Annotated in this window: 20 protein-coding genes; 8 read left to right on the top strand and 12 right to left on the bottom strand. The window is 60.5% G+C overall.

Features of this window, described 5'->3' with window-relative positions:
- The first annotated feature begins 75 nt into the window (after positions 1 to 75).
- Positions 76 to 513 (top strand): VOC family protein, encoded by a 438-nt coding sequence (locus AC2A1F_RS17645; protein WP_484210090.1) that lies wholly within the window; start codon positions 76 to 78, stop codon positions 511 to 513.
- Positions 514 to 548: 35 nt separating this feature from the next.
- Here AC2A1F_RS17645 and AC2A1F_RS17640 read toward each other — a convergent pair whose 3' ends face one another.
- Positions 549 to 2,018, bottom strand: a complete 1,470-nt coding sequence (locus AC2A1F_RS17640; protein ID WP_484210089.1) for an MFS transporter — start codon at positions 2,016 to 2,018, stop codon at positions 549 to 551.
- Positions 2,019 to 2,188: 170 nt separating this feature from the next.
- On the opposite strand from AC2A1F_RS17640, the gene AC2A1F_RS17635 reads away from it, so the two are divergent.
- Positions 2,189 to 3,412 (top strand): MFS transporter, encoded by a 1,224-nt coding sequence (locus AC2A1F_RS17635; RefSeq protein ID WP_484210088.1) that lies wholly within the window; start codon positions 2,189 to 2,191, stop codon positions 3,410 to 3,412.
- Positions 3,409 to 4,335, top strand: a complete 927-nt coding sequence (locus tag AC2A1F_RS17630; protein ID WP_484210087.1) for an alpha/beta hydrolase — start codon at positions 3,409 to 3,411, stop codon at positions 4,333 to 4,335. The genes AC2A1F_RS17635 and AC2A1F_RS17630 overlap by 4 nt, the downstream gene beginning before the upstream one ends.
- A gap of 23 nt (positions 4,336 to 4,358) precedes the next feature.
- Here the strand turns inward: AC2A1F_RS17630 and AC2A1F_RS17625 are convergent, their stop codons facing one another.
- Together AC2A1F_RS17625 and AC2A1F_RS17620 are read right to left on the bottom strand one after the other, a co-directional pair.
- The gene (locus AC2A1F_RS17625; protein ID WP_484210086.1) at positions 4,359 to 6,050 is read right to left on the bottom strand and encodes a GMC oxidoreductase; all 1,692 of its coding nucleotides are present in this window, start codon (positions 6,048 to 6,050) and stop codon (positions 4,359 to 4,361) included.
- On the bottom strand, positions 6,050 to 6,604 hold the full coding sequence (locus tag AC2A1F_RS17620; RefSeq protein WP_484210085.1) for a gluconate 2-dehydrogenase subunit 3 family protein: 555 nt from the start codon (positions 6,602 to 6,604) through the stop codon (positions 6,050 to 6,052). The genes AC2A1F_RS17625 and AC2A1F_RS17620 overlap by 1 nt, the downstream gene beginning before the upstream one ends.
- A 200-nt stretch (positions 6,605 to 6,804) precedes the next feature.
- Here AC2A1F_RS17620 and AC2A1F_RS17615 point away from each other — a divergent pair, with 200 nt between their 5' ends.
- Entirely contained in the window at positions 6,805 to 8,457 is a 1,653-nt protein-coding gene (locus AC2A1F_RS17615; RefSeq protein WP_484210084.1) for a family 43 glycosylhydrolase, read from the top strand.
- Positions 8,458 to 8,476: 19 nt separating this feature from the next.
- Here the strand turns inward: AC2A1F_RS17615 and AC2A1F_RS17610 are convergent, their stop codons facing one another.
- From AC2A1F_RS17610 to AC2A1F_RS17600, 3 genes are read right to left on the bottom strand one after another with little or no spacing between them, the layout of a single operon-like run.
- A complete protein-coding gene (locus AC2A1F_RS17610) occupies positions 8,477 to 10,867 on the bottom strand; it encodes a beta-glucosidase (RefSeq protein ID WP_484210083.1) in 2,391 nt (796 codons plus the stop codon).
- Between the two features lie 14 nt (positions 10,868 to 10,881).
- The gene (locus tag AC2A1F_RS17605) at positions 10,882 to 11,259 is read right to left on the bottom strand and encodes a C-glycoside deglycosidase beta subunit domain-containing protein (protein WP_484210082.1); all 378 of its coding nucleotides are present in this window, start codon (positions 11,257 to 11,259) and stop codon (positions 10,882 to 10,884) included.
- Positions 11,260 to 11,273: 14 nt separating this feature from the next.
- Complete coding sequence (locus AC2A1F_RS17600; protein ID WP_484210081.1) at positions 11,274 to 12,281, bottom strand: sugar phosphate isomerase/epimerase family protein; 1,008 nt, start codon at positions 12,279 to 12,281, stop codon at positions 11,274 to 11,276.
- Between the two features lie 146 nt (positions 12,282 to 12,427).
- Here AC2A1F_RS17600 and AC2A1F_RS17595 point away from each other — a divergent pair, with 146 nt between their 5' ends.
- The gene (locus tag AC2A1F_RS17595; protein ID WP_484210080.1) at positions 12,428 to 12,838 is read left to right on the top strand and encodes a DoxX family protein; all 411 of its coding nucleotides are present in this window, start codon (positions 12,428 to 12,430) and stop codon (positions 12,836 to 12,838) included.
- A 3-nt stretch (positions 12,839 to 12,841) separates the two neighbouring features.
- Here the strand turns inward: AC2A1F_RS17595 and AC2A1F_RS17590 are convergent, their stop codons facing one another.
- The 4 genes from AC2A1F_RS17590 to AC2A1F_RS17575 all read right to left on the bottom strand — a co-directional run bounded on the left by AC2A1F_RS17590 (position 12,842) and on the right by AC2A1F_RS17575 (position 18,757).
- Entirely contained in the window at positions 12,842 to 14,206 is a 1,365-nt protein-coding gene (locus AC2A1F_RS17590; RefSeq protein WP_484210079.1) for an MFS transporter, read from the bottom strand.
- The gene (locus tag AC2A1F_RS17585) at positions 14,199 to 14,966 is read right to left on the bottom strand and encodes a TIM barrel protein (RefSeq protein WP_484210078.1); all 768 of its coding nucleotides are present in this window, start codon (positions 14,964 to 14,966) and stop codon (positions 14,199 to 14,201) included. Before AC2A1F_RS17585 ends, AC2A1F_RS17590 begins: the two co-directional genes overlap by 8 nt.
- 76 nt (positions 14,967 to 15,042) lie before the next feature.
- A complete protein-coding gene (locus AC2A1F_RS17580; RefSeq protein WP_484210077.1) occupies positions 15,043 to 17,406 on the bottom strand; it encodes a TonB-dependent receptor in 2,364 nt (787 codons plus the stop codon).
- A 241-nt stretch (positions 17,407 to 17,647) separates the two neighbouring features.
- Positions 17,648 to 18,757, bottom strand: a complete 1,110-nt coding sequence (locus AC2A1F_RS17575) for an LLM class flavin-dependent oxidoreductase (RefSeq protein WP_484210076.1) — start codon at positions 18,755 to 18,757, stop codon at positions 17,648 to 17,650.
- A gap of 110 nt (positions 18,758 to 18,867) precedes the next feature.
- Between AC2A1F_RS17575 and AC2A1F_RS17570 the strand changes: the two genes are divergently transcribed.
- The 3 genes from AC2A1F_RS17570 to AC2A1F_RS17560 all read left to right on the top strand — a co-directional run bounded on the left by AC2A1F_RS17570 (position 18,868) and on the right by AC2A1F_RS17560 (position 23,405).
- The gene (locus AC2A1F_RS17570) at positions 18,868 to 19,536 is read left to right on the top strand and encodes a TetR/AcrR family transcriptional regulator (RefSeq protein WP_484210075.1); all 669 of its coding nucleotides are present in this window, start codon (positions 18,868 to 18,870) and stop codon (positions 19,534 to 19,536) included.
- Between the two features lie 388 nt (positions 19,537 to 19,924).
- On the top strand, positions 19,925 to 21,160 hold the full coding sequence (locus AC2A1F_RS17565; RefSeq protein WP_484210074.1) for a serine hydrolase domain-containing protein: 1,236 nt from the start codon (positions 19,925 to 19,927) through the stop codon (positions 21,158 to 21,160).
- 43 nt (positions 21,161 to 21,203) lie between these two features.
- Positions 21,204 to 23,405: a TonB-dependent receptor gene (locus tag AC2A1F_RS17560; RefSeq protein WP_484210073.1), complete on the top strand. Its 2,202-nt coding sequence runs from the start codon at positions 21,204 to 21,206 to the stop codon at positions 23,403 to 23,405.
- A 54-nt stretch (positions 23,406 to 23,459) separates the two neighbouring features.
- On the opposite strand, the gene AC2A1F_RS17555 is transcribed toward AC2A1F_RS17560, so the two are convergent.
- Together AC2A1F_RS17555 and AC2A1F_RS17550 are read right to left on the bottom strand one after the other, a co-directional pair.
- Positions 23,460 to 24,296 (bottom strand): helix-turn-helix transcriptional regulator, encoded by an 837-nt coding sequence (locus tag AC2A1F_RS17555; RefSeq protein WP_484210072.1) that lies wholly within the window; start codon positions 24,294 to 24,296, stop codon positions 23,460 to 23,462.
- A 448-nt stretch (positions 24,297 to 24,744) separates the two neighbouring features.
- Positions 24,745 to 26,046 carry an NAD(P)/FAD-dependent oxidoreductase gene (locus tag AC2A1F_RS17550; RefSeq protein ID WP_484210071.1) on the bottom strand — a complete coding sequence of 434 codons (1,302 nt, stop codon included), beginning with the start codon at positions 26,044 to 26,046 and terminating at the stop codon, positions 24,745 to 24,747.
- Positions 26,047 to 26,167: the final 121 nt, after the last annotated feature.

Here is a 26,167-nt window from a genome sequence, read left to right as displayed (position 1 = left end):
TGCAGCGTTTGATTCGCTGCCCTGCCAAAGCGTGCCATCCACGACCGCCCGGTGTGAGATTGGAAGGAAATGGCGATGCCTGACAGCAATGGTGCAATGTTTGCCATAAAGGCGTTGGATCATCTGGTGCTGCGGGCGCGCGATCCCGGTGTGCTTGTGGCGTTCTATCGAGACGCCATCGGCTGCGCCGTTGTATGGGAGCGGCCCGAGCTTGGTTTGACCCATCTGCGGGCTGGCGATGCGATGATCGATGTGGTGGATGTGAACGGGCCATTGGGGATCGCCGGGGTGGCTGAAGCGGCACCTTATGGCCGCAATGTCGATCACCTGTGCCTGAGGATTGCGCCGTTCGATTTTGATGCGCTGGTCGTGCATTTTTCCGGGTTCGGAATACCCATCGAGCGCCCTAAGGACCGCTTTGGTGCGACAGGGTTTGGCCAGTCGATCTATCTTGCGGACCCGGAAGGCAACGGCATCGAGCTCAAGTCAGAAGACAGCCGCCCCCGGATCTGACCTAGCAGGATTGGGGGCGGGTAAATCAAGACCGATCAGTCTCCCGTGCTTTTGCGGGTGTTGCCAAACATGGCGGCAGGCAAGCGCGAGACCGAGAATATGGCGATGGCGAGCAGAAGCGCGACTGCAATCGCTCCGGGAAACAGCCCTTGCAGCCGCGCTGTTGCATCGTTGCCGCCAACGGAAAAATAGGCAGCGCCAACCAGCGCTATGCCAAATGCGCCGCCGATTTGCTGGGCTGTGCGCAAGGTAGCGCTGGCGGTTCCTGCGTGTACGCGTGCGACGTCGCTTACTGTGATGGGACCAAGCGGGCCGGACAGCGTGCCAAACCCCACGCCTGCCAGTGTCAGCGCGGCGATGAGCGTCAAACCGGCTTCGGCCCGTGCCTGGATCAGCATCAGCACGGCCAGGATGCCGATGATCATGAGTGTTCCGCCAATTACCGGCAGCATCCGCCCCATGCGCGGCAACAGGCGCGGCACAAGAAAACCGACCCCTGCCATCACGCCCAAGCCGAACGGAATGTGGATCAGCGCAGTATCAAGCGGATCAAGCCCGAGCCCTTGTTGCAGCGACACCGCAAATATCATCAGAAATCCCATCGATGCGCTGGTAAAGGCCATTGCAGCGATGAGTCCCCAGCGAAAAGTGCGCAAGGCAAACAGCATCGGTTCGATCATTGCAGGCATGCCATTTGCAGTCCTTTTGACCGCGCGGTGCCACCCCAGCAAGACCAGCAGAAAGCCGAGCGCCAGCAATGATATCATGCCGCCCAACCCGAACGGCCCATCTGTTTGGATCAGCGCCAGCAGCATGATGCCGAACCCGCTGGCAAAGAGCGCCGCGCCCACAAGATCGATGACGAGACCGCGATGTTCAGCTTCTGCACGGGGCAGGGTGAACCGCCCTAGCAGCAGCGCAAAAAGACCGACCGGCAAATTGATGAGGAAGATCAGCCGCCAACCCAAACCGAACAGGTTCATCTCGATCAGCAGGCCGCCGATGATTGGGCCGACAATCGCCGCCAGCCCGATGATCATGCCGAACCATGCCAGACGCGCGACGCGTTCCAGCGGCGTGTAAAGCAATTGCACGATGGCCATGGTTTGCGGCCCCATCATAGCGCCCGCGCCTCCTTGCAAAATCCGCGCAATCACCAGTTGATCGGGCGTTTGCGCAAGGCCGCACAAGGCCGAGGTTGCGATAAACCCCGCAACACCCCCTAGAAAGAGGCGACGGTGGCCAAAAGCGTCGCCAAGGCGCCCGCCCAGCAGCAGAAGTGCTCCCAGCGCCAACAGGTATCCTGCCACAATCCACTGCATCGCGGCGGGCGAGGCATCGAGTCCATCGCGGATCGCAGGCAGCGCGGTATTTATGATGGTCGAATCTGCCACTTCGAGCACCACGGCGATCAGCACGGTAAACAAGGCGAGCGACTTTTGCCGCCCGTTGAAGTCTTGTGGCGGGCTTTGCGCGGCTAGTGCCGCATCGTGATCTGTTGCCACAATCAAGTTCCAATGTTCATGCCGCCGAAGAGGGCGAGGTGCGGCGGACAAAGACATGTGCGCCCTAAAACTAAAATCTTGCTTCTATTATGAGCAGGTCTAGGCTATGGCAAGGGCAAGCGGGGTGCACAAGCGCTCATAACGCATCAAAAATCATCTGGGAGAGCATCTTGGCAACCGCATCAACGGAATCTAGGAAGCCGGGTCTGCCGCAGGGTCTGACCGTCATCATCGCCGGATTTCTGCCGATTTTGGCCATCGTCTCGATGTTCCCGGCTATCCCTGCGATTATCGGCCACTTTGCGCCGACCGATCCGACTGCCGGCACCAAAGTTCCTTCGATGGTCACCGCGCCGGGCCTTACGATTGCGCTTGTCGCGATGTTTGCGGGGTTGCTGGTTGACCGGTTCGGTAGGCGCAAGCTGCTGCTGATCTCGACGTTTTTCTACGGCATCGTCGGCACCGCGCCGTTCTTTCTGGAAAATCTTGATGCCATCTATGCCTCGCGGTTGCTGCTTGGGCTGTGTGAGGCGGCAATCTTGACCACGATCAACACGCTGATCGCCGATTACTGGCCCGATGAAGGCCGCCGCAAGTGGCTGACGCTGCAGGGGCTGGTTGGTCCTGCGTTATCATCGGTAATGATCTTTTTTGCCGGAACGCTGACTGTGTGGCGCTGGAACGGCATTTTCCTGCTCTATCTGCTGGCGCTGCCGATCTTCGCCGCAATGCTGCGCTATATGTATGAGCCTGCCAGCGACAAAACTGCACGGCAAATGCTGGGTATTGACGAAGAGGGCGTTGCCGCGCCCGGCTTTCCGTGGGCGACGATGGGCAGTATTGCTGGCCTCACGCTGTTTTCCTCGGCCATCTATTATGTGTTCATCGTGAATGGTGCGACCGTGTGGACCGAGCTTGGCGTTTCCGATCCGAAAAGCATCGGGCAGATCACCGCTCTGCCATCGCTGTTCATTCTGGTCGGAGCCACGCTGTTCTGGTGGGTGGGCAAGCGCGGATTTGGCCCGCATGTGCAGATCGCCATCTTCCTTGGCCTGCTGGGTGCAGGGTTGGCCACGATGGGCCTTACCAGCAACTGGCAAGGCATGATCGCAGGCATGGCATTGCAGCAGACGGGCGCGGGCATGGCGATTCCGACGCTGATCGCCTGGGCGCAAAGCCAGTTGCCCTATCAGCATCGTGGGCGGGGCATGGGCATATGGACGGCCACGTTCTTCTTCGGTCAGTTCTCATCGCCCTTGCTGGTATCAGCCTTGCGCGGAAGCGCGGGCACCATGCAGGGCGCGTTTCTGGTTGCGGGGATCATCAGCGTGGTGGGGGCAGGGCTGCTGCTGGTCGTGTTGTCTCGTGGCAGCCGAAAGGCAGGTGCAGCATGAAGTTGGGTTCGAAACTGGCGGCTGTCTTGTTGGGCTGTGGCACGCTTGTTCATGGCGGACCCGCCGCAGCGCAGGCCGAGATCGCGCGCACGACCATGCCAGCGCCGGTGCAACCGAATGTGACCGATCTGCCGGTATCGAGTTGTAATCCGACTAACGAAGTGTGGCACCCGGACGCCGGTCTTGCGGCTGTCCGCAATGTCACATGCCCGACGGTTCAGGCTTTCCTGCCAGCAAAGGGTGCAACCGGCGCGGCAGTTATCGTGGCACCGGGCGGTGCCTTCATGGGCCTGGCCATCGAGAAGGAAGGCTGGCAGGTTGCGCAATGGCTGGCTGATCATGGTATCGCGGCCTTTGTTCTAAAGTATCGCACGTCGACCACACCGGCTGATCAAGGCGTGTTTGTGGACGAACTGCAGAAGGCCCTTCGCGGCCAGCCGACCAAGCTGCCCGCCTTGCCGACCGATACGCCGCCCCATGCCCGCGACGATGGCCTTGCTGCGCTGCGATATGTGCGTGCATACGCCGCAGCGCTTGGGGTTGATCCGGCGCGGGTTGGTTTCATGGGGTTTTCAGCCGGTGGTTTCCTGACGCGTACGATGGTGGAGCTGCCCAACGCGGACCCGCCCGCTTTTGCTGCGCCGATCTATCCCAACATGGCGGCGATGACCGTTGCCGCAGATGCGCCACCGATGTTTGTGGCCATTGCGCAGGACGATTTCCTGCTGGCGCGCGAAAAGGGCTTCCCCCTGATCGAAAGCTACCGCGCTGCGGGCCGCCCCATCGAATTCCACCTTTTCCCCGGCGGTGGCCACGGTTTCGGGCTGGGCCAGCCCGGCACACCGCCAGCGGGATGGATCGAACTGATGCACAAGTGGCTGGATCGGTCAGGCATGCTGGCAGCACAACCGACCAAGCGTTGAGGCTGGACCTGAGGGCTTGATCCTCAAATTTCGTCAGCTTTCAGCAGTTCCACCGCATGAGCCGCCGCCCGGGCAGTGAGTGCCATGTAGGTGAGCGACGGGTTCTGGCAGGCGCTGGAGGCCATCTGTGCGCCATCGGTGACGAACAGGTTGGCCACATCGTGCGCCTGGCTCCATTTGTTGAGCACAGAGGTCATCGGATCATGGCCCATGCGCGCGCCGCCCATTTCGTGGATCGCAGTGCCGCCAGCGCCGGGCCGGTCAAAGCCCATGATGATTTTGCCGCCCGCTTGGGTGAGCATTTCGGCCGCATCGGCCTTGGCCTGCGCCAGCGCTGCGTTTTCCTCTGCGCCGAACGCAAAATCGATCCGCAGTTGCGGAATGCCGTTGCTGTCAACCTTGGTGCGGTCCAGCGTCAGCCGGTTGGACGCGCGTGGGACGCAATCGGCAAAGCCGACCAGTACCATGCGCCACGGTCCGGGCTTGCGCAGCTGCGCCTTGTAGTCCGCGCCGATCCCGGCCTCGCGCTTGCCCGCGGTCCATGTCGATTGCAGCGCGCCACCCTGAAACGAAAAGCCGCGCGTGTGGCCGGTGCCGTCCATCGTTTCCATGTTGCGGTAGCGCGGGATCACAACGCCGGTCGGGCGGTTTCCGAATGTGGTCCACTGTTCAAAGCCGGGCATGATCGCGGCGGCTGACAGCGTGTTCGCATGGTCCATGATATGGGTGCCCAGCACGCCGCTGCTGTTGGCAAGGCCGTGCGGCATGACATCGCTGGCAGAATTGAGCAGCAAGTGCACCGAATTGAAGGCGCCTGCATTGAGGAACACCAAGCGTGCGGTAGCCTGCTCGCGCTGCTTGGTTTTGCTGTTCACCCAGCGCACGCCAGTGACGCGGCGCGTGGCAGGATCGTAGTCCAACTTCTCCACCGCTGCATCGGTGATCAGCGTCAGGTTACCGGTGGCCTGCGCCGCCGGAAGTGTGCTGGATTGGGTGGAGAAATAGGCGCCATAGGAACAGCCGCGCGCGCAGATCGAACGGCTTTGGCATGGAGCGCGGCCATCTTTTTCCTGCGTGAGATTGGCGGTGCGGCCGATGGTCAGGCAGCGTTCGGGCCAGACGGCGCGGATGCGTTCGCGCACGGTTTGTTCAACGACGTTGAGGGCAAATGGCGGCAGGAACTTCCCGTCGGGCAATTGCGGAAGGCCTTCGGCAGCGCCTGACACGCCGATGAATTCTTCGATTTTGTCGTACCACGGCGCAATGTCGGCATAGCGGATTGGCCAATCGGTGCCGTGCCCATCGCGCTTGTTCGCGCCGAAATCATAGTCCGACCAGCGATAGCTTTGCCGTCCCCAAGTTAGCGAACGCCCGCCGAGCTGATAGCTGCGGAACCAGTTGAATGCTGTGTCCGGCCCGGTCTGATAGGGATTTTCGGCATCGTTGACGAAGTGGCCTTGCGTGAATTCGGTGAAGTGCCGGTTGAGCATCTGCACCGGATATTGCTGCGCATAGAGCGCGGCATCGCCTTCGCCGCGGAAGGGCATCTCCCACGGCGCTTTCATCTCGGTTTCATAATCAACCTGATGTTTGATCTTGCGCCCGCGTTCGAGCAGCAGGACCTTCAGGCCTGCCTCGGTCAATTCCTTGGCCGCCCAGCCACCGGTGATGCCTGAGCCGACGACAATGGCGTCGAAATGCAAAGTCTCGTCCATCATCCGAAGTCCACCGCTGTCCAGTCGCTTGAATATGCACGGGTTTCCCGCGTGACCGGCACTTTGGGATCGAACCGCCCGGGCACCAGCTCGTATTGCAGCTCTTTCGAGCCGCCGACTTCGCTGGTGTAATAGCCGGTCAGGATCAGGCCCTTGATCGCGCGCCATGGCTGCGCATCGGCACTGCCTGCTAAAGCGCTCCCAAAGGCTGATGCATCGAGCGCTGCCAGCGCTGCGTGTTGCTGCGCGCGGGGACGGCTCAGCCACTTGGGGCCGAGCGCGTGTTCGAGCCAGCGCACGTGATCGAGGCTTTGATCACTGCGCGCGAAGGGTTGAAGTGCAGGGCCAACCGGCGCGGGAAGCGGGCGGCGCGTGCCTTCCAGCCCGTGGGCCAGCGCCAGAATTGCGAAATCACCTGCGCCAACGGTGCCAGCGCCGGGCGTGTCGGTTGCCGGGATGACCAGATCGCTGACCAGCCGCATCAGCTTGCGTTGGCGCGGCGAGGGTGCATCGCGCGGATCGAGGCTTTCCAGCACCGCCGCTTGACCCGGCATGGCGCTGTGCAAGGCGATGAGTGCCGCCGCGCCTATAAAGCCGCGCCTGCTCCACCCGTACGCAGCATGCCCGCTATTGCCAGCCGCCCGCCTGCTTTTGATTGAGGCCATTTCCAATCCCATCCCGCCCGCAGATTTCGTTTGCGTTATTTAGAGGGACCATTCTAATTTAACGTTAGAGTAGGTCAAGGGAGAGATGCATGGCAAACAGTGAAATCGACCGGCGCGGATTGCTGGCGCTCAGCGGGATGGCCGCTGCATCGACCGTTGCGCCTGCGATGGCGCTGGCTGCGCCTGCTCCTGAGCGGGCCTCTGCGCAGAGCAATGCAGCGCCAGCGCGCTGGGGAAAGGGCATCGAAGGCCAGCGCAAGGCCGATCTTGGCAATGGCATGTTCCGCAATCCGATCCTTGCAGGCGATTATCCTGATCCGTCGATCCTGAAAGACGGCGACGATTATTACATGACGCATTCGAGCTTTGATGCAGCGCCGGGGCTGCTGATCTGGCATTCGCGCGATTTGGTGAACTGGGTGCCGGTGGGGCCGGCTTTGGCACAGCCTATTGCCATCGGTTTTGCGGTGGATCTGGTGAAGCACGCAGGGCGGTACTTCATCTATATCCCTTTCATTCCAGCGCCATGGTCCGCCAAAGTGAAGGATGCGCCGCAGATCTGGGTGATCCATGCCGATGCGATTACCGGGCCGTGGAGCGAACCGGTTGATCTGGGCATCAAGGGCGCGATTGATCCCGGCCATGTCGTGGGCGAGGACGGCAAACGCTACTTGTTCCTGTCCGGCATCGAGCGTGTGCAGCTGACCGATGACGGTCTTGCCACGGCAGGGCCGGTTGCGCATGCCTATGATGGCTGGAAGTATCCTGATGAATGGATCACCGAGGCCTATGCGCTTGAAGGGCCAAAGCTGCTGCGGCGGGGCGAATGGTTCTATATCATCACCGCCGTAGGCGGCACCAGCGGCCCTGCCACCGGGCACATGGTGACAGTAGCGCGATCCCGGTCGGTCAACGGGCCGTGGGAGAATTGTCCGCACAATCCGATCATCCGCACCAGGGATGTGGGCGAGGCGTGGTGGTCACGCGGGCATGCCACGGCGGTCGAAGGGCCGCGCGGTCAGTGGTATTTCGTCTACCATGGTTATGAAAACGGGTATCGCTCACTGGGGCGGCAGACCCTGCTTGAACCGTTCGAATGGACCAGCGATGGCTGGCCGCGCGCGCTGGGGGGTGATCTTTCGCAAGCATTGCCGATGCCCACTGGCCGCGCCGGTGGCACGCATGGTTTTGCCCGGTCCGACAGCTTTGCCACATCGTCGCTGGGCACGCGCTGGACGGGGTACGGCTTGAGCCCTGATGAGGCTGCGCGCATTGCGATGGGTGGCGGCAAGCTGGTGCTGCAAGGCAAAGGCACCGGTCCGGCAGATGGGTTACTGGTAACGCAAGGTGTAGGCGACCTTGCCTATGAAATCACCGTTTCGGTTGAGCTGGAAGGCGAAGTTGAGGGCGGTTTGCTGCTGTTCTACAACCGCCGTCTGTTCCTGGGCATGGGGCTGGAAGGTGCGGGCATGAAAAGCTATCGCGGTGGCCAGCCCATGTATTGGCGCGAACCGGCACCGCTATCGCGCACGATGCACTTGCGCATCGTCAACGATCACCAGATCGTGACATTCTACTACAGCCTCGATGGAATGAGCTGGACCCGGCATGGCGTCCGCTCTGAAGTTTCGGGCTATAACGCCAACACGTCGGATGAACTTGCCAGCTTGCGCCCGGCGCTGTTCGCGGCAGGCAAGGGGCAAGCGGTGTTTCGCGACTTCCGCTATCGCGCGCTGGGCTAGAGCCAGCGCGCGAGCGGCTTTACAGCCCGGTTGCGGGCAGAGTGGCGGGGTTGATTTCAACCGCCTCGCCGGGATCTTCGGCATGGTGCGCAACGCGCACGCGCAGCGGGGCGGGCAGCAATTGCCAGCCAGCCTCGCCCCAGATCATGAAGCGGCGGCGTGGGAGAGGCACGGTCACGCGCTGGCTTTCGCCCGGTGCAAGGTGGACCTTTGCAAAGCCGATCAGCGTTGCCTCGGGCACGTCGCGATACACTTGCACAACGTCCGCGCCAGCGCGGCCTGATGTGTTGGTGACGGTGATGGCCACCCCGCCGTCCGTGCTGGCGGCATCGGCCCACGTGAACTGCGCATAGCCTTGGCCTGCGCCCAGCGTGTGGTGCGCGGTCTTGCCCGCCGAAATCACGCCGCGATAGCCGAGCCGCGTGCCTTCGCAATAGGCCAGCTTGCCATCGGGCGCGGGTTGCAGGGCATAGCCGGGGTAATCGGCCTCGGTGCGGGCGATGGTGACGGGCATGCGCCCGCCGGGTTCGCGGTCTCCGGCCAGCACGGCGGCCAAGGCGGCGGCAAAGCCTTCGCCCGGATACCATGTGGCCAGATGCGCAACGGCGGCGCTTTCCCACGATGCGTCATAGGCGTGGCCGACATTGGTGATGACAGCGCAGCGCGGGTTGGCCGCAGTGACGCGCGCGATCAGTTCCAGCTGGCTGGCGGCAAGGCGGGTATCGGGCCGGTCCTTGCTTTCCACCGAACTGTCGGACGTTTCACCCACGATCAGCAGCACGGCATCGGCCTTGCGGGCGGCATCCACCGCGGCGGCGAGCAGTTCTTCGCCGCTGCCGGGCGCGCGAATGCCATACCACAGCCCGTGAACGCGCGCGCCGACAAAGCCGAATTCGACCACGACGTCGACGCACTGGCCCTCAGCCAGATCGACCGGAGCGCTCAGCGAATCTCCGGCCTTGAGCACGCCCATGGTGTCACCCGGCGGGCATCCGGTGGTGCGAATGACCTCAACGCCATCAACCAGCATGCGCGATGCGCCGGTTGCGCCCAGATGGAAGCGATAGGTGCCCGCGCGGCCAGCGACAAAGCGGCCGGATGCACGGATCGATCCGCCTTGGGCAAAGGGGGCCTGATCGTGCATCCCGGAAAACCAGACCAGCGAATTGGTATCGCGGGTTTCGCGTGTAAGGGGCGCGCCGCTGCAATCGGGAGTGGCGAAATAGTCCACGGTCATGCCGCTGGCGCAGCCATCACCGATATCGTGCATCGGCGTTGCCGTCATGAATGGCAGGCGCGGTGCGGGATCGACGCCGGGTTCGAACAACACGGTGCAATGCGGCGCAAAACGGGCGCGGATCGCCTCGATCGGAGAGGGCAGATCGGGGCGCACCGAAATCTTGGCGAAGGTGCCGCCCTGAAAGCACGGTGCTGCGGCATTGGGGCCGATGACTGCCAGCGTGCCGATGCTGGCCGGATCAAGCGGCAGCATGGCGTTTTCGTTCTTCAGCAGCACGAACCCGGCGGCGGCGGCTTCGACCAGCAAGTCAGAAATTTCGTCCGGAGCAAGGGGCTGTGATTTGGTCCCGGTCACGCGCTGTGCGGTCGCGGCAACGCGAAGCGCGGCATCGTGAATGCACGCTGCATCGACCTCGCCCGCAGCCACTGCGGCAGCCGCTTTTGCGCCCAGAAAGCGTGCTGGCCCCGGCATTTCCATGTCGAGTCCGGCCAGCAAGGTGGGCGCGGTGCTGTGCGTTCCGAACCAGTCGGACAGGATCGCGCCGGTATAGCCCCACTCCTGCTTCACCACTTCGGTCAGCACATGGTATTGTTCGGCGCAGTAGAAATCGTTGACGCGGTTGTAGGCGGCCAGCATTCCGGCGCAGCCTGCATCAGCGGCAAATTCGAACGGCAGCAGATAGACCTCGCGCAAGGTGCGCTCATCCACTTGCACATTCACGCTGTCGCGCGCGGTTTCGCTGTCGTTGCAGACCAGATGCTTGGCGCAAGATCCCGTGCCGGTCGATTGCAGCCCGGTGATCCATGCTGCACCCAGAACTCCTGCCAGCAGCGGGTCTTCAGAGAAGTATTCGAACGCTCTCCCTGCCAAAGGACTGCGGGCAAGATTGATATTGGGGGCCAGCACCATGTCGATGCCGCGCCCCACTGCTTCCTGTCCGACCAGCGTGCCGACGCGCTGGGCAAGGGTGATATCCCAGCTTGCCCCGAGCGCTGTGGCGCAAGGGGAAAGCCGGGCGATATCGCGTTCATCAACCTTGCCGCTGGCAATGCCCATTGGCCCATCGCTCATCGTGAAGGCGGGGATCGCGGCTTCGGGGATCGCGGCAGACGACCACATCGCCGCCCCCGCCGTGAGCGTGGCGGCCTGATCAATGGACATTTCGGTCATGGTTTGGGTTCGTTTCAGGCCGCGAGTGCCAGGACTTTGGTGTCCTTGGTGGTGGGCACGAACGGCAGATAGGATACGCGCATCCGCACCGCGAATTCGATCTTGTGATCGCCTGCGGGCAAGCCGCCGGCCTTCATCGCGATGATCTTGGCCTTTTCGCCAAAGTTCCAGCGATCATCATAGACCGTTTCCATCTGGTCCAGCGTGTAGGTCTTGCCGCGCACATGAAAGCGCACGTCCTCACGCGGGACAAGCTCTCCGTCGACGGTGATCTGGATATCCTCGATCATCGAAAGGCCAAGGCCGCGATAGTAGGGAAGGCGGCCATAGAAGGCGAAGCCCTTGTCCGAGGTTTCGAGGCTGCCCTCGACGATCATCTTGTTGTCCATCATGGTGCAGGGTCCTTTCAGGCTGCAGCGCGGAGCTGTGGGGTGGGCTCACCCAGAAGATTGGCGAGCATGACCTGCTGGCGGCGGACCTGTTCGACGCTGTCGGGCTCCATCATGTCCTCGATCCAGCGGTTGCCTTCGTATTCCGAACAGATGTAGCCGTCATAGCCGCCCTGCTGCAGCACCTTGACGATCTCGTCATAGGGGATCGAAGGCTCCACGTAGTCTGCCGTCATCTCGTAGAACTTGCCGTGGATGTTGTGGATGCGCGGCATGTAATCGAGCATGCGCTTGGGTTCGAAAGCGGCATTGTGGCGCAGCGTTTCGGCCATGGCGATAGCGGGGCCGACGCCGCCCATCTGCTGGACGTTGAGAATGACGTATTCCGACAAGACACGGTCGGCATAGGCCTTTTCAATGTAGTCGGCGATGTGCTGCGGCACGCCCACGCGCATGAACTTCTCTTTCCAGACTGGCGGGAGGGCGTGAAGGAACATGCCCATGTCGGGCAGGAAGCCCAGCGCATCCGAGCCGGACTTTTCGAAGCATTCGGCATGGCGGATGATCCACGGATGGTCGAAGTGCAGCGGGGCGTGGACCTCGATCAGGATCTTGATGCCCTTTTCCTCGGCATGAGGCGCAGCAGCGACCAGCACTTCGGGCGCGATCGAGACGAGCGCGCGGATGTATTTCATGCCGAGGCGCGCACCGAAATCGATGTCCTTTTTCACGCTGGCGACTTGCTCGTCAAAGGGCATCTCGCGGCCCTTGTAGCGCTTGTAATCGAGCATGAAATCATGGCTGACCGGCACGCAATCGTACTTGGCGATGAGCTGGTGCCAGTTCTCGATGGCGGCATCTTCAACGCCTACTTCGGGCCAGCCCCAGAAGGTCTGCTCGCCGATGATCTCGATCCCGTTGGCGCCCATTTCCGCGCAAGTACGGATGCAATCTTCAAGGCTCATTTTTCCTTGAAAGGTCTCATTCTGAAAGCTGTACAGGCTTACGCCGCGCTTGATCGCCATATGGCATCTCCCGTGAAGCGACTGCCAAAGCGCCGCCCATTTTCAACCCGGAACCGCATGGCTTGCGCGATTCCCTTAGTTCAATTAGAATTATCATTCTATTAGTTTGGCACGTTCGTCAAGCGTGCCTTGGGGGGGAGATTGCGATGAACACTGTGCAAAGCCGCAGCCGCAGTGCTGTTGAGCAAAGCGCTCTGGTGCTGCTGGCGCTGCCGATTGCCGCGTTTTCGCTATTCGTGGGCTATAATAAGGCCTTCGCGCCGATTGAGGTCCTGACCAAGCATCTGGCTTGGACGATTCATCTGCCGGTATTCATCGGCAAAGTGCTTGGCGGGCTTGAGCTGGCAGCGGCCAGTGTGTTGCTCGCCTCGCTTGCGGTGAGGGCTTTGCGGCGTCCCGGTTTTTATGCCGCTGCGTGGATTGCGCTCAATCATGCCGTGGCTGCGCTTGTCCATATTGGCGCGCGTGAGTGGTCCACGCTGACGCAGAGCGCGGTGGTAATCCCATTGTGCATGGTCCTCGCATGGCTGTGCTGGCGGCGCGCAAGCGTGGCGTGATCATCAGACAGATGGCCGCGGTCTTTCGCGCCAGTCACCTTCCATCGGCCAGAACCATACGACCAGCGCCTGCAGCGCGAGCAGGCCGCCTGCGACGAGGAAATAGGCGCTGCGGATATCCGCACGCGTAGCATCGGTTACGGCATCGGGCATGTAACCTGCAAACGAGAGCACAAATGCCGCCAGTGCGCTGCCAATGGCCATGCCGACTTTTGTGGACGTGCTGATCCCTGAAGACAGCAGGCCTTCGTAGCGCACGCCGTGCAGCCATTGCTGGTAGTCGACCGATGCTGCGGCCATCGAGAAGATGCCAGTGATCGTGATCGAGGTGACGACCGAAAAGGCGAAATAGGGCAGGAGCAGTGGTGGCACGCTGAGGGAGCCGATCTGCCAATCGGGCTGATGATCAAGAGCGGCCATCGCACCGAACAGGGCCAATGCCACCACGATTGCACCGATGCATCCTTTGCGAAGGCCGGTCCGCGTCAGGATGGGCGGGGCAATGAAGGCCGCAATCAGCAGACCGCCTGAAACCATCGGCAGCATCACCGGGATCAGCCATGGCTTTTGCAGCACGTCCTTGGCGTAGAAGATCGTCAGGCCCAGCATCGCCCCGAAACGAATGAAGTAGAGCAAACAGAAGGCGAAGCACACCAGCCATGCCCGGTTGCCAAGCATCTGCCCGATGGCAGGCAAGATGCGGAATTCGGCGGGGGCCGCATCATCCTCGATCCGTTCATGACAATTGCGGAACAGCATGGTCAGCGCGAACAGCGACAGGGCGCTGAACAGCAAGGCGGTGCCCAAAAAGCCTTTCGCCTCGTCGCCCCCGCCCAGCGCTTCGACCAGTGGCATGGTGGCTGCCGTGCCCAGAATGACGCCAACCGATGTGCCGATCGAACGCCATCCGCCCAGTTTCAGCTGGTCAGCCGGATTGGCGGTCATCATCGGCATCAGCGCGGTATAAGGGATCGAGCCCAGGCTCATGATGATCCCCAGTGCCTTGAAGGTCAGGAACGCGTAGACGAGCTGCGCGCCCTGTCCCCAGTCCGGCACGCTGAAGGTGGCAATGAAAACGCCGACATAGGGCACGGCGGTGAACAGGAAATAGGGCCGCATCCGGCCCCAGCGCGTGCGGGTCTTGTCCACGGCAATGCCCACCAGCGGATCGATCACCGCATCAAGCATTCGGGCAACAAGGAAGATCGTGCCAACCGCCGTCGCTGGCAGGCCGACCACGTTGGTGTAATAATAGAGCAGGAACGCGCCTGCCATGTTGTAGGCCAGACTATAGCCGAAATCGCCAAAGCCATAGCTGGCACGCTCGGCCAGCGACAGTCGGCCGCCCGCCCCGGCGGGGCTAGTCACCCAGCACCTTGCGACTGGTAGCGAGCGAGGCTGTGGCTTTGAGCGTGGGCCGGTATTCGAGGCCGAGTGGGCCTGTGTAGCCAAGGTCGCGCAAGGTGGCCATGGCCACTGCCCAGTCGATGGTGCCAGTGCCCGGTTCATTGCGCCCGGGGCTGTCGGCCACCTGCACATGTTCGACAAGGTGCATCCGCCCGGCCAGAACGCTGCGCATATCCTCGCCCATCACGTGGCTGTGATAAACATCGTAGAGCAGCTTGAGGCGCGGGCTGCCGACTGCTTCAATGATATCGAGCGCGAGCGTGGTATCGACCAGATACATGCCGGGGTGTTCGACCCGGTCGTTAAGCGGCTCGAGCACGAGCGTGACTTGCGCAGCTTCGGCCAGATCGGCAGCACGGCGCAGAACATGTACCGCTTGCGCCTTGTGCTCGTCCATCGAGACGCCTTCGCGGATGAATCCCGAAGCGACGATCAGCGGCGGGGATCCAACGGTTTTGGCTATGGCCAGCGTATCGGCAACGGCTTGCAGCATTTCTTCATGCTGCGCCGGATCAACAATCGAGCGGCGTGGATCGACACAGAAGCCGGTCAGCGTGACGCCGGTTTCATCAAGCGCGGCGGCCAGACCGGCCATGTCCTTGTCGCGCCAGAGGTGGAATTCGGCGTGGCCGAGCCCGGCTGCTTTCGCAGCGCGGACCCGGTCAGCCAGAGTATCGTTGTCTTGGGCAAACTGCCATTCGATGCAGGCGGACAAAACCATGCCCGGTCTCCTTTTTCGTTTGGCAGGCTGCCAGTTGCTGGGGGCGGTCGCCAACCGCCCCCGTTTTGCTATCGCGTCAGAAGTCGAACGAAAGACGCACACCATAGGTGCGCGGTGCGCTGAACTGCCAGTTGTAGATGTCATCCGGCCCGGCCACCGTGAACCCGGCATATGTCAGCGGGCGGACGTTCTCGATATTGCGCACAAAGCCCTGCAGGCTGAAGCGCTTGTTTTCAGGCGCATAGGTCAGCGACAGGTCGGTCTGGGTATAGGCCGTCTGCTTTGAATCCCGATAATTGAAGACATCACCGAAGTAGGCGCTCTTGAACGTCGAGAACACACTGGCCGTCAGGCTGCCCATGTCGCCCAGCGGGATCACCTTGTCGTAGGCCAGCGTGATCGTCCATTCGGGCGTCATTGGCGGGGTGTTTCCGGCAAGGTTGGGCTGAGTGATTGCGCCGGGCGTCGTTTCGAGATTGCCGACGGTCGTCTCGCCATTGCCACCGGCACGGCATCCCGTTCCGGCAACGCAGAACACCGGAATTGCAGTGAGCAGCGAATTGTATTCGGCATTGAGGTAGTTCACCGAGGCCGAGAAGGTATCGTTGTCCGAAAGCTTGATATTCGCTTCGGCTTCGATGCCCCAGATCGTTGCCTTGCCGGCGTTGAAGATCTGCGCGCCCTTGGTCGTATCGAGCAGCACGCCGACCTGCAGATCCTTGTAGTCATAGTAGAAGCCCGCAAGGTTGAAGATGTGCTGCGCGTTGGCGCCGAAGTTCTTCTTGATGCCCGCTTCATAGGCCGTGTTGGTTTCAGGGGCATATACGCCGACGGAATCGAACCCGCCTGCCTTGAACCCGGTTGAGACCTTGCCGTAGATCAGCGTGTCTGCATCGGGCTTGAAGTTCACGCCTGCCAGCCAGGTCAGCTTGTCTGCCGCCGACCCCAGCGTCAGGTTACGCAGCGGGGTGCCCAGATTTGCTGGACGGACTGAGCCGGTGTTGAACAGCGGGTTGGAAGGATTGGCGATGGCACCGCCATAGTCCTTGTACAGCGCCGAGCGCTTGTCATCGGTGTAGCGCAGGCCGCCGACCAGTGTGATTTGGTCGCTTACCTTTACGTCCGCCTGACCGAAGACTGCCCAACTGCGCGATTCCACCGAACGCTGGAAGAAGTTCACGTAACCGCCGTTTGCGCCCAGCAGGAATGGTGGCGGCGGTGCGCGATAGAGACCACGCTCCACTTCCAACTCTTCGCGGAAGTAGAACGCACCGGTCTGCCAGACCAGCAGATCGCTCTCCCCATTCAGGCGCAGTTCGTGGCTTTGCGTCTGGATCGTGTCGATGAACGTGTTGAAGCGATAGGCAGGTGAAAGCGTGACCGCTGAGTTGCGATCGGTTTCACGATAGCCCCCGGTATAAGTCAGGGTCGCACCGCCAAAATCATAGGCGATGCTGCCGCGGGCCGCTGTCGAGTTCTGCTTGTTGAAGCCGAGGCCGGTGGCGGGCGATGCGTAGTTGGACCGGTCGACATTCGCCAGATTGTTGGTCAAGGCCGGGATGCACTGCGTGCCCGGAACGGCAGGGGCAATTTCAACAAAGCCCGGATTGGCAAGGCAGCCAGCGCCGGGCGAATTGCCCGCTGCGTTGAAATTGAAGAACGCCTGGGCCGGGACCACCAGATTTTGTTCGACCCGTTCAACCGCGGCATTGATCTTCAGGCCCGAAACCGGCTCAAGCCGCAGGCTGAGGCGACCGCCCCAAGTGTTGTCGTCGCCGCTGCGCTGATTGATGTTGGGGTGGAAGTTGTACCCATCGCGGTCGGAATAGATGCCCGATGCGCGAATGCCGCCGATATCGCCAAGCGGTACGCTGATGCCGCCTTCAGCCAGAACATGGTTGAAATTGCCGTAGCTGATGCTGCCATTGGCTTCAAATTCGCTGCCAGCCTTGCGCGTGATAAAGTTGATCGCGCCGCCGGTGGCATTGCGGCCATAAAGCGTGCCTTGCGGTCCGCGCAGTACTTCCACGCGCTCAAGATCGAAAAGCGAAGCGTTCAGCACTGTCGGACGGTTGATATACTCGCCATCGATGTTGACGGCGATGGCCTGATCCTGCGCTTCGTCATTGCTGTTGCTGCCAACGCCGCGCACGGTGATGCGCGTCTGGACCGTGTCGTTAACGATCTGCACCACCGGAGCAACACGTTGCAGCGACAGCAGATCGGTGACACCTGCTGACTTCAAAGCTTCGCCGCTCACCACATTGATGGCGATCGGTACATCCTGAACATTCTGCACGCGATTCTGCGCGGTCACGACGATTTCGGCGTTGGTTGGCGCTTCTTCAGCCTGCGCAGCTTCTTGCGCATGGGCAGGGGCCGCAAGTGCAATAAATGCGCAGCTGGCAAGCAGACTTGTACCTTGGATGAAGTTTCGCATAATCCCTCCCGAAATGAACCCCGATTGAAAAGGGGTCTTGGTTGCAGTATTCAGTTAGTATTGAAGCAGAACGAGAATTATTGCCGAACAGTTTCTACCTCTGTTCTACGTTGACAGTTTGATCATGCTGATCATGATCGAACTGCCCAAGACGGTCAGGTTTTTAATGGCACCTGACGGATGTGGTATTCAAATCGATTAGTAAGACGGTTGGCAGGTGCGCCCATTTCGACACTGTGTTTCACCGGGCATTGCTGCCAAGCGCAGGCATCACTTGCTGGGACAACAGGTCCAGTGTCTGATTGCCCAACCTCAGGCGTTCTTCGGTCAACGGGCCGGTGGTGGTGCCACACAGAATGTTGCCGATGCCCAGATCCTTGTAGGGCTGCAGATGCTCGATCACCGTCTCGGGCGAGCCATAGAGGCACCAGGTGCCGATCCAGTCATCGCTCAACGCGTCAGGTGTGCGGTCTGTCTTCTTGTTTTCGGAATTACTTTCGGCGCGCGCGTTGAATTCCGCCTCACGCTCAACCGCGGCCTGATAGGCGCGCAGGATGACTTCCAGTTCCTCGCGGGCCTGATCGTCGCTCTCGGCCACGTGGACGCACTGATAGGTATGCGTTGTCCAGTCGAGCGCGGCCGCCACGGTTTCGTCCGAATGGCCCGCTGCGGTCAGCATCTGGTGATAAGTGTCGAAATACTTCTTCACGTGAACAAAAGGTTCGGTGCCGCCAATCTTGGGCGGGGTGAAGGCAGGGATGAAGGCAGGCCAGCCATGCTGCGCTGCGCGGCGCGTGCTGCTTTCCTTCATCGCCACCGGCATCAGCCGCGCGTGGCCGGGTGTATAGGCTGCAGGGGCAATGCGCTGAATCACGCGGCCCTGATGCGGTCCGTTGGCGATTTCTACCGGCGGACTGTCCATCGTCTTGGCCCAAAGTGCCTCGGCCAGCGCCAGGTTCTGTTCGGCGATGGCCCCTGCGTCCTTGTAGTTGACGCCGAACCCGATCATTTCCTCGGGCGTTGTGCCGCTGCCAATCCCGACAAGCAGTTTGCCATCGGTCAACTGGTCCAGAATATTGATCCGCTCGACAAACCGCACAGGGTGATGAAGCGGCACCGAAACGACCGAAAAGCCGAAATGCATCTCGGGCATTTTCGCGGCAAGATAGGCGGCGAAGATAAAGCTGTCGCTGGCTACGGGCATATAGCCGTTGAAGTGGTGATCGGGCATGAAAATTGCCGAGAAGCCTTGATCCCGCGCGCGCAGCGCATGCGTCTCAAGGTCTTTCATCAGCTGCCGGTCATCTTCCGCACGCATCGTGCGCGCATTCAGAAATACCGAAAACCGCATGTGCCTTTCACCCCCATGGTTTGTTTTTGTTCAGGCCGCTGACAATTAGATTGAAACCGGCGAATCAAATTAGAATTGACGTTCCTGTTTTGATAATGTGTAGCGTCGGTATGTCAACAGATACCATTCACACCGACGCACTCGCGCTTGGCGCGCTCAGCCGCAAACCGCTCCAAGGGCGTAGCCTGGCATCGTATGAGCGGATGCTACAGGCGACCAAATCTCTGATGGTCGAAACGGGAGGAGACGCTTTCACGCTGCAGGACGTGAGCGAGCGAGGGCAAGTATCGATCGGATCGATCTACTTGCGCTTCGAAAGCAAGGATCGGCTACTCCACGCGGTAATCGCTGAAGAACTCAAGACAATCATCCGGCTGGAGCAGGCCATGCTTGAGGAGACAGTTGCCCAATCGCCAACGCTCGGGGATTTCCTGCCGCTTTACATCGAACGCTACAGTAGCTTCCTTAAAGTCCACGCGCCATTGCTGCGCACGATAATGCAGCGCGCTGCGGTTGATCCTGCTGTGTCCGAGCCGGGCAAGGAAACCGCTCGCCGCTCGTCCGGCATGTCGATCGCCGCGATCCTGACATATCGCGATGAGATCAAGTCCGTCGACGCGGCGGACCGGGCGCATGCCGTATTCCAGATTGTGTTTGCCACGATCGCGCGCCAGTTCGGTTTGGGCTCCACGCCTGAATCTGGCGATCCGGAGGTGTGGCAATTTATGAAGGATGAGCTGTCGAAGATGGCGCTCGCCTACCTTCGTCATGCTGATTGAGCGATCACGGCGATAAGCCTGCCTTGTTCGCATAGACGGATTCGCCACAGCATAGACCTGCGGCGAAGCATCTTTTGGAAGCGAAGCGTTGTGCCAAGTTCGTACGTCGGCGCAATGCGCTCGAACCACGCATAAGCTGCTAATCCGCTTGAATTTGGCGAACCGGGAATCCCGGCAACTCAGTTGCCTGAACCGTCCACGGTGTTGAGGCTCTGCACGCCAGCCCAAGCTCCATCACTTTACTGACCTCGCCGCGAAGCGGTTGTCTAAAATGAAGCAGGTTGAGCGGTGACATATACCAAATGGTTCATGAGGCGAGTCCGTTGACCGGCTATCAGGTGTTGGAATTGCCCTGATTGGACGGGCGCTTGAGAGGATCAAAATCACAATGATTTTTGCCCATCGGATCGCCCTGCTGAGCCTTGCCGGATCTCTGCTGTTGCCGCTGGCGGCCCATGCCCAGCAGCAATTGCCGACCCAGCTGGAAAATGGGGCGAAGTCCGAAGTGCCCGTCGCCACGCAGGTCATGCGCTGGCGCATGAATGATGCCGATGTGAACAGCTTTGCCTTCCGCAACATGGACCAGCTGTTCACCACGCGCACCGTGGCGCATGCGGGCGCGCCCTGGACCTTTCCCAAGGTCGAGCGGCCGATGGACTTCACTTATGCCTTTGGCGCGAAGACCTTTACCGCCGATCAGGCGCTTGAGCGGACTTATACCAACGCTCTCCTGATCATGAAGGATGGCCGGATCGTCACCGAGATCTATCGGAACGGTTCGAACGAGCGCACCCGTTTCATGGGTTGGTCGATGACGAAATCGATCACTTCCACGCTGGTTGGCGCAGCGTTGGCCGATGGATTGATCAGTTCAGTGAATGATCCGATCACCCGCTACCTGCCCGAACTGAAAGGCAGCGGATATGATGGCGTGAGCATCCTTCAGATCCTGCAAATGCGTTCGGGCGTGGATTATGAAGAGCGTTACGATTTCGATAATCCCGGCATTGCAGCGTCCAATCATATCAATGCGCTGGTAAAGAACGTGGCGCGCTTTGCCGATGTGGCCCGCACGATCAAGCGCAAGGCAAAGCCGGGCGATGTGTTTGCCTACAAGACCATCGACACCGCCGTTCTGGGCTGGCTGATCGAGCGGGTCAGCGGTGGCTCAGTTGCGGCCTATACCACGCGCAAATTGTGGGAGCCGCTCGGCACCGAGGCCGACGGATTTTACATCATGGACGGCCAGCCCGGAACAGGCCGCGAATTCAGCGGAGCCGGTTTTAACGCAACGCTGCGCGACTGGGCACGCTTTGGCCAGATGATGCTTGATGACGGCATGGCCAACGGCAAGCGCGTCGTGAGCGCGGAATGGGTGAAAACCGCGCAGGCATCGGCAGGGGGTGAAGACAACATGATGGGCGGCTATGGCTATCAATGGTGGACCATGCCCAATTCGCCCGCATATTCGGCAATCGGCCTGCAGGGACAATACGTCTTCGTTGATCCGGCAACGCGCACGGTCGTGGTCAAGCTGAGCTATTTCCCACCGCTTAAGGACGGGGTTGAGCAGGAAACCGCTGCATTTCTGGCAGCGGCTTCGGCCTGGAAGCCCGCACCCTGAGGCACCCTGAGATTACCCAAAAATAGAACATGGGAGGAAAGTGATGAAGGACCAATTGAAGCTGGGCGGGGCCGTGGCCCTTGCCCTGATGGTTTACCCTTGCGCTGCGCAGGCGCAGGCAGGTGATGCGGCGCAAGGTGCGTCCGAGACTGCAGATGTCGGCGTTGGTGAAATCATCGTCACCGCGCAGCGGCGCAAGGAAAAGCTGCAGGACGTGGCCGTATCAGCCACGGCCTTTGATGCCAGCGCCCTTGCCGACAAGGCTGTGACCAATCTGGCGGATCTGCAAAATGCCAGCCCCGCGCTATCCATCACCGATGGGGGCATCACGCAGTCGATCAACATCCGCGGCATCGGCCTTGCCAGCAATTCGCCAAGCGTCACGGCGGGCGTTGCCACTTATGTTGATGGCCTGTTTCAGCCGCCGATCGTACAGGCCAACAGCTTTTACGATCTGGCCAGCGTCGAGGTTCTCCGGGGGCCGCAAGGGACGCTCGTCGGTTCCAATTCCACCGGCGGTGCGATTTTCATCAACACGCAGAACCCGATGCTGGATGAACCGGTTGGTGGATATGCGATGTTCGGCGGCGGCAACTATGCCTCGGTCCAGTCCGAAGCGGCAGTCAATCTGCCAGTGTCCGATACCTTCGGACTGCGCGCGGCAGGCTTTTACCGCAACCGCGACAGCTTTTACACCAGCGTTGGTCCGGTGAGCAACAATGCGGGCAAGCTGCGCGAAGGCGGTGGCCGTCTGACGGCAATGTGGCAGCCCGGCGCCTTTCAGGCGGTGGCGAAGGTTTCCTTTAACGACCGCGATACCGGCGGCTATGCCTATCGCCCGATCAACGGCACACCCTTTGACGTGTTCCGCGTGGGCGATATCCGCACCATCAGCTTCGATACGCCCGTCGCCAACCGCGAGCGCGCCTTTCAGGCCAGCCTTGAACTGAAGCAGGAACTGGCCAGCGGCATCGTTCTGCGCTCTGTCACCGGTTATCAGAACAAGCGGATCAATGCGCTGAACGATGTTGATGGCTCTGCTGCGCCAGGCGGCATTGCCGAGGATTATTTTGCCGGCGAGAAGGTCTACACGCAGGAAATCAATATCATCTCGCCCACAGAAGGCCGGTTTGACTGGATTCTTGGCGGGTACTTCCAGCGTAATGATATTGCGATCAGTATCCTGCAGGATCAGGAAGGTTTCCCGACCGACATCATCGGCGGCAACCAGCGCACCACCACCGGCGTGTTTGCACAGGGCAATTACGAGCTCGCACCGGGGCTGGAGGCGCAACTGGGTGCGCGCTATTCCACCTACAAGGCGACCGGATATGGCGATGTGACCATCGGCAACGGCATTCCGGGTTTTCCGCCGGGAGGCCTGGCGGTTGCTTCGCTGGCGGGCAGCCACAAGGATTCTCTGGCCACGGGCAAGTTTGCGCTCAACTGGAAAGTCGATGCCGACAATTTGCTCTATGCGCTTGTTGCGCGGGGCTACAAGCCGGGCGGTTTCAATTCGCCCACATCGAATTTCGATCCTGAGCGCGTGATCAGCTACGAACTAGGCTGGAAATCGGCATTTCTGGGCAACCGCATCCGCACCCAGATCAACGCGTTCTACAACCAGTATTCGAACTTCCAGTTCAACGTTGTGGAACCTTCGACCGGCTTTTCGGGCGTGGAAAACATCTCGACCGTCAAGATCAAGGGGGTCGAGGCTCAGATCCAAGGACGCTTTGGAGGCTTTGGTTTCGATGCCAATGCGGCATTTGTCGATTCCGATCTTGCCAGCGTGACCTTTGTCAACACGCGCCAATTGGGCGGTGGCAACCTTGGCCCGCAGTGCCCAACCGGCACGCCCTCGTCCCCGCCGCTTTGCTTTGATTATAGTCCGTTCATCCAGACCACCGGCGGCGGTCCCAACCTCTATGCCCCGCGCTGGACCTTTGGCGGGGGCGTGGAATACGTGTTCCCATTGGGCGGCGAAATGTCGCTGACGCCGCGCGTCAACTATGCCTATGTGGGCGAACAGTTCACCTACATCGGGTATTCACCACTGTCGGACCGGCTTAATCCGCGCGGATTGCTGTCGGCCATCGTCACGCTCAGGATCAGCGATCAGCTGAAGATCGAAGCCTGGGGCACCAACCTGACGGACAAGAACTATATCACCGGTCAATTGAACGCGAACGAGTTCTACGGAGCGCCACGCGAATATGGTTTGAGGCTGAACGTCATGTTCTGATGAAGGTCATGTTCTGATAAATAGGGGCCAGAGCGGTGGGAATCGCTTTGGCCCCTATAACCTGGCGAGAGACTGGCACACCTGCCGCACCAGATCGGCTTGCCGACCTACTCCGGTTTTCGACAGCGCGCTTTTCAACTGCATGCGAGCGGTGCCTTCTGCGATGCCGCGATGGGCGGCGAAGTCCTTCACGGTCATTCCGCCGACAAGATGCGCTGTCAAAGTGGCCTCGGCCATCGTCAGCCCAAACAAATCGGCTACTTCACCTGCTTCAATCTGCGGTGCAGTACTGGGCGAACATAATGCGATCAGCGTGAGATTGCGCCCCCACCGCCGTTGATCGGCAGCATCACGCTTGAGCACGCGCAAATGGAGCACATCTGCCGGCAATTCGCCACGGATGCGGCAGGTGTCGCCATGTTTCCCATGAATAAGGTTGCGAACCATCGTGGTCGCCTCGATCGAGCGAAAGCCAAGCCGACCATGGACGACGCAGGACTGCGGAAGTGTCTGCAGAAGACGTTCAGCGGCCGTATTCATCCAGTGCACGCCAAGATCCTCATCACAGGTGATCAGCGCCAGACTGGTGGTGTTCATGAAAGACTCGGTGACAGACAACCGCGCCTCGTATCCCGCAATGCTGGTCAGCAAGCGCGAAATCTGCCTGAAGTGCGGTTGCAACTGGCCCAGGAATTCATCTTCTGCCCGGGTAATATCGCGCCCGTCTCCGACATGGCGGTGGAATATCATCGTGGTGTGTTCACCCGGCGCAGTTTTGCAGCCAATCCAGAAGCCGGCGCCCAACCCGCACATAGTCAGCCCGCGTTGCAATACTTCGCGATCAGCGGCAGAGAAATGCGGGTTGCGGTGATCGCTATCGATCTCCTGCAAGGCGGTCGGCTCAGTGTCTCGGCGAAAGCGAGGGTTGTGCCGAGAATTGGCCCATTCATCATGCCGTGTGGCTTCAAGCGTGGACCATGTATCGCGCAAACTTACGACCGGTATCAGGTCGTCCTTGTTTGCCACAAGACGTTGAAACACGGCACTCGCAACGCCCAACCGAGTCTTGATCGTATCCAAAACATCAGTCCAGCGCGCATCTTCGCCGACTGCGGCATACATCGCGGCAATCAGATCATTATCCAGAACATGGCTCTTGCGCGCTGTCAGTTCGTCCTCCGCAAGAGGCTATTTCGCCTCTTTTCGGAATGTTTCTAAACCAAATGGCGCTTTGCGTATAGCTGCGGGCAGAGTCGGCCCCCAAAAGCGGAACACAGTTCTGCATAGTCTCATGACGGCAAGGGGTTGGCTCAATTCTGCTCTGCTCAGTGCGTTTGGTTTAGATACCCAGCCGGTCGCGCAGAGCGTACCATAGCGAGCCCAGCACCGTGAGAGGCACCCGGAAGTGCCGCCCGCCCGGGAATGGATAATGGGGAAGGCTTGCAAAAACATCGAAGCGCTCCATTTGACCGCCGATAGCCTCGGACAGTAGCCGCCCAAGCAACTGGGTGGTTGTCACACCATGGCCGGAATCGCCGTGCGAGAACCAGACGTTGCTGGAAAGGCGGCCAATCTGGGGCATGCGGTTAAGAGTCAAAGCAAACCTGCCGCTCCAGGCGTAGTCAAGCCGCACACCCTTCAATTGCGGGAAGGTTTTGAGCAGGCCCGGCAAAATCCGTCCTTCGATGCTGGCAGGGTCCGCTCCGCCATAAACGACACCGCCCCCAAACAGGATGCGGCCATCAGCCGTGCGGCGGAAATAGTCGAGGATGTAGTTGGCGTCTTCTACGCACGTGTTTGCCGGAAGGAGTTCCTCGGCCAGCGCGCCAAGTGGTTCAGTGGTCACAACTTGGCTGGATACCGGCATGATTCGGGCCGAAAGCTCGGGCTTTGTGTCACCAAGATAAGCATTGCCGCACAACAGCAAGGTATCGCAGGTAATATTGCCCTCAGCCGTTTCGATCATCGGGCGGGTGCCCTCGGTTATCTTGAGAACGCGGCTGTTTTCAAATATCTGGCCGCCCATCGCTTCAATCGCGGCAGCCTCGCCCAGCAGATAGTTGAGTGGATGGAAATGCCCGCCGACCGGATCGACCATTGCACCTATATAACGGCTGCTGCGCACGATCTGCTGCAGGCCATCGCCTTCGACCAGTTGCATTCCGGGATGGCCGTACCGTGCCCAGACACCGGCCTGCCCTTCCAGCCACCGCATTTGCTTGTCCGTCAGCGCAACAACGGCTGATCGGTCAACCAGATCACAGGCGATGCCAAAACGCGCAACCCGCTCCCTGATGATCGCACTGCCTTCCAGCGCCACCGAAGCCAGATCGCGTGTGCGGTCTTCCCCGAGTTTTTCGGCAAGGAAATCAAAGGGGCGGCTATACCCGTTGATCAATTGCCCGCCATTGCGGCCTGAAGCGCCATAGCCGACGCGCTGATCTTCGACGACCGCCACGCTGAAACCGCGCTGCACCAGTTCCAATGCCGCCGACAGGCCAGTGAATCCGCCCCCGACGATGCAAACATCGAAGGAGTGACTGCCTTTGAGCGCGATTCGTTCGGGAGCCGGATTTACGCTGGCGGCATAGTAGCCGGGCATCGCGGCATAGGATCCGACAGGCGACGCAATCACATTCATCTGAAACATTCCCGTTCTTCCAGCCCGTTGATCTGGCCAATTCTTGTGGCCACGCCCTTTTGCCCAGTGCCCCACGCCCATCCAGTGCGCCACGCCCTTGATGAACGGTTATATCAACCAA

This window comes from Novosphingobium sp. HNCC26BN242 (genome assembly GCF_057180525.1).
Note: the sequence above shows the minus strand (reverse complement) of the source record. Positions and strands in the feature narration are given on the sequence as shown.

Excerpts from the sequence above, each read along its gene's own strand:
- AC2A1F_RS17645 (WP_484210090.1), top strand. The coding sequence starts at position 76 with ATGCCTGACAGCAATGGTGCAATGTTTGCCATAAAGGCGTTGGATCAT.
- AC2A1F_RS17630 (WP_484210087.1), top strand. The coding sequence starts at position 3,409 with ATGAAGTTGGGTTCGAAACTGGCGGCTGTCTTGTTGGGCTGTGGCACG.
- AC2A1F_RS17625 (WP_484210086.1), bottom strand. The coding sequence starts at position 6,050 with ATGGACGAGACTTTGCATTTCGACGCCATTGTCGTCGGCTCAGGCATC.
- AC2A1F_RS17620 (WP_484210085.1), bottom strand. The coding sequence starts at position 6,604 with ATGCCGGGTCAAGCGGCGGTGCTGGAAAGCCTCGATCCGCGCGATGCA.
- AC2A1F_RS17615 (WP_484210084.1), top strand. The coding sequence starts at position 6,805 with ATGGCAAACAGTGAAATCGACCGGCGCGGATTGCTGGCGCTCAGCGGG.
- AC2A1F_RS17610 (WP_484210083.1), bottom strand. The coding sequence starts at position 10,867 with ATGACCGAAATGTCCATTGATCAGGCCGCCACGCTCACGGCGGGGGCG.
- AC2A1F_RS17605 (WP_484210082.1), bottom strand. The coding sequence starts at position 11,259 with ATGATGGACAACAAGATGATCGTCGAGGGCAGCCTCGAAACCTCGGAC.
- AC2A1F_RS17600 (WP_484210081.1), bottom strand. The coding sequence starts at position 12,281 with ATGGCGATCAAGCGCGGCGTAAGCCTGTACAGCTTTCAGAATGAGACC.
- AC2A1F_RS17595 (WP_484210080.1), top strand. The coding sequence starts at position 12,428 with ATGAACACTGTGCAAAGCCGCAGCCGCAGTGCTGTTGAGCAAAGCGCT.
- AC2A1F_RS17585 (WP_484210078.1), bottom strand. The coding sequence starts at position 14,966 with ATGGTTTTGTCCGCCTGCATCGAATGGCAGTTTGCCCAAGACAACGAT.
- AC2A1F_RS17580 (WP_484210077.1), bottom strand. The coding sequence starts at position 17,406 with ATGCGAAACTTCATCCAAGGTACAAGTCTGCTTGCCAGCTGCGCATTT.
- AC2A1F_RS17575 (WP_484210076.1), bottom strand. The coding sequence starts at position 18,757 with ATGCGGTTTTCGGTATTTCTGAATGCGCGCACGATGCGTGCGGAAGAT.
- AC2A1F_RS17570 (WP_484210075.1), top strand. The coding sequence starts at position 18,868 with ATGTCAACAGATACCATTCACACCGACGCACTCGCGCTTGGCGCGCTC.
- AC2A1F_RS17565 (WP_484210074.1), top strand. The coding sequence starts at position 19,925 with ATGATTTTTGCCCATCGGATCGCCCTGCTGAGCCTTGCCGGATCTCTG.
- AC2A1F_RS17560 (WP_484210073.1), top strand. The coding sequence starts at position 21,204 with ATGAAGGACCAATTGAAGCTGGGCGGGGCCGTGGCCCTTGCCCTGATG.
- AC2A1F_RS17550 (WP_484210071.1), bottom strand. The coding sequence starts at position 26,046 with ATGAATGTGATTGCGTCGCCTGTCGGATCCTATGCCGCGATGCCCGGC.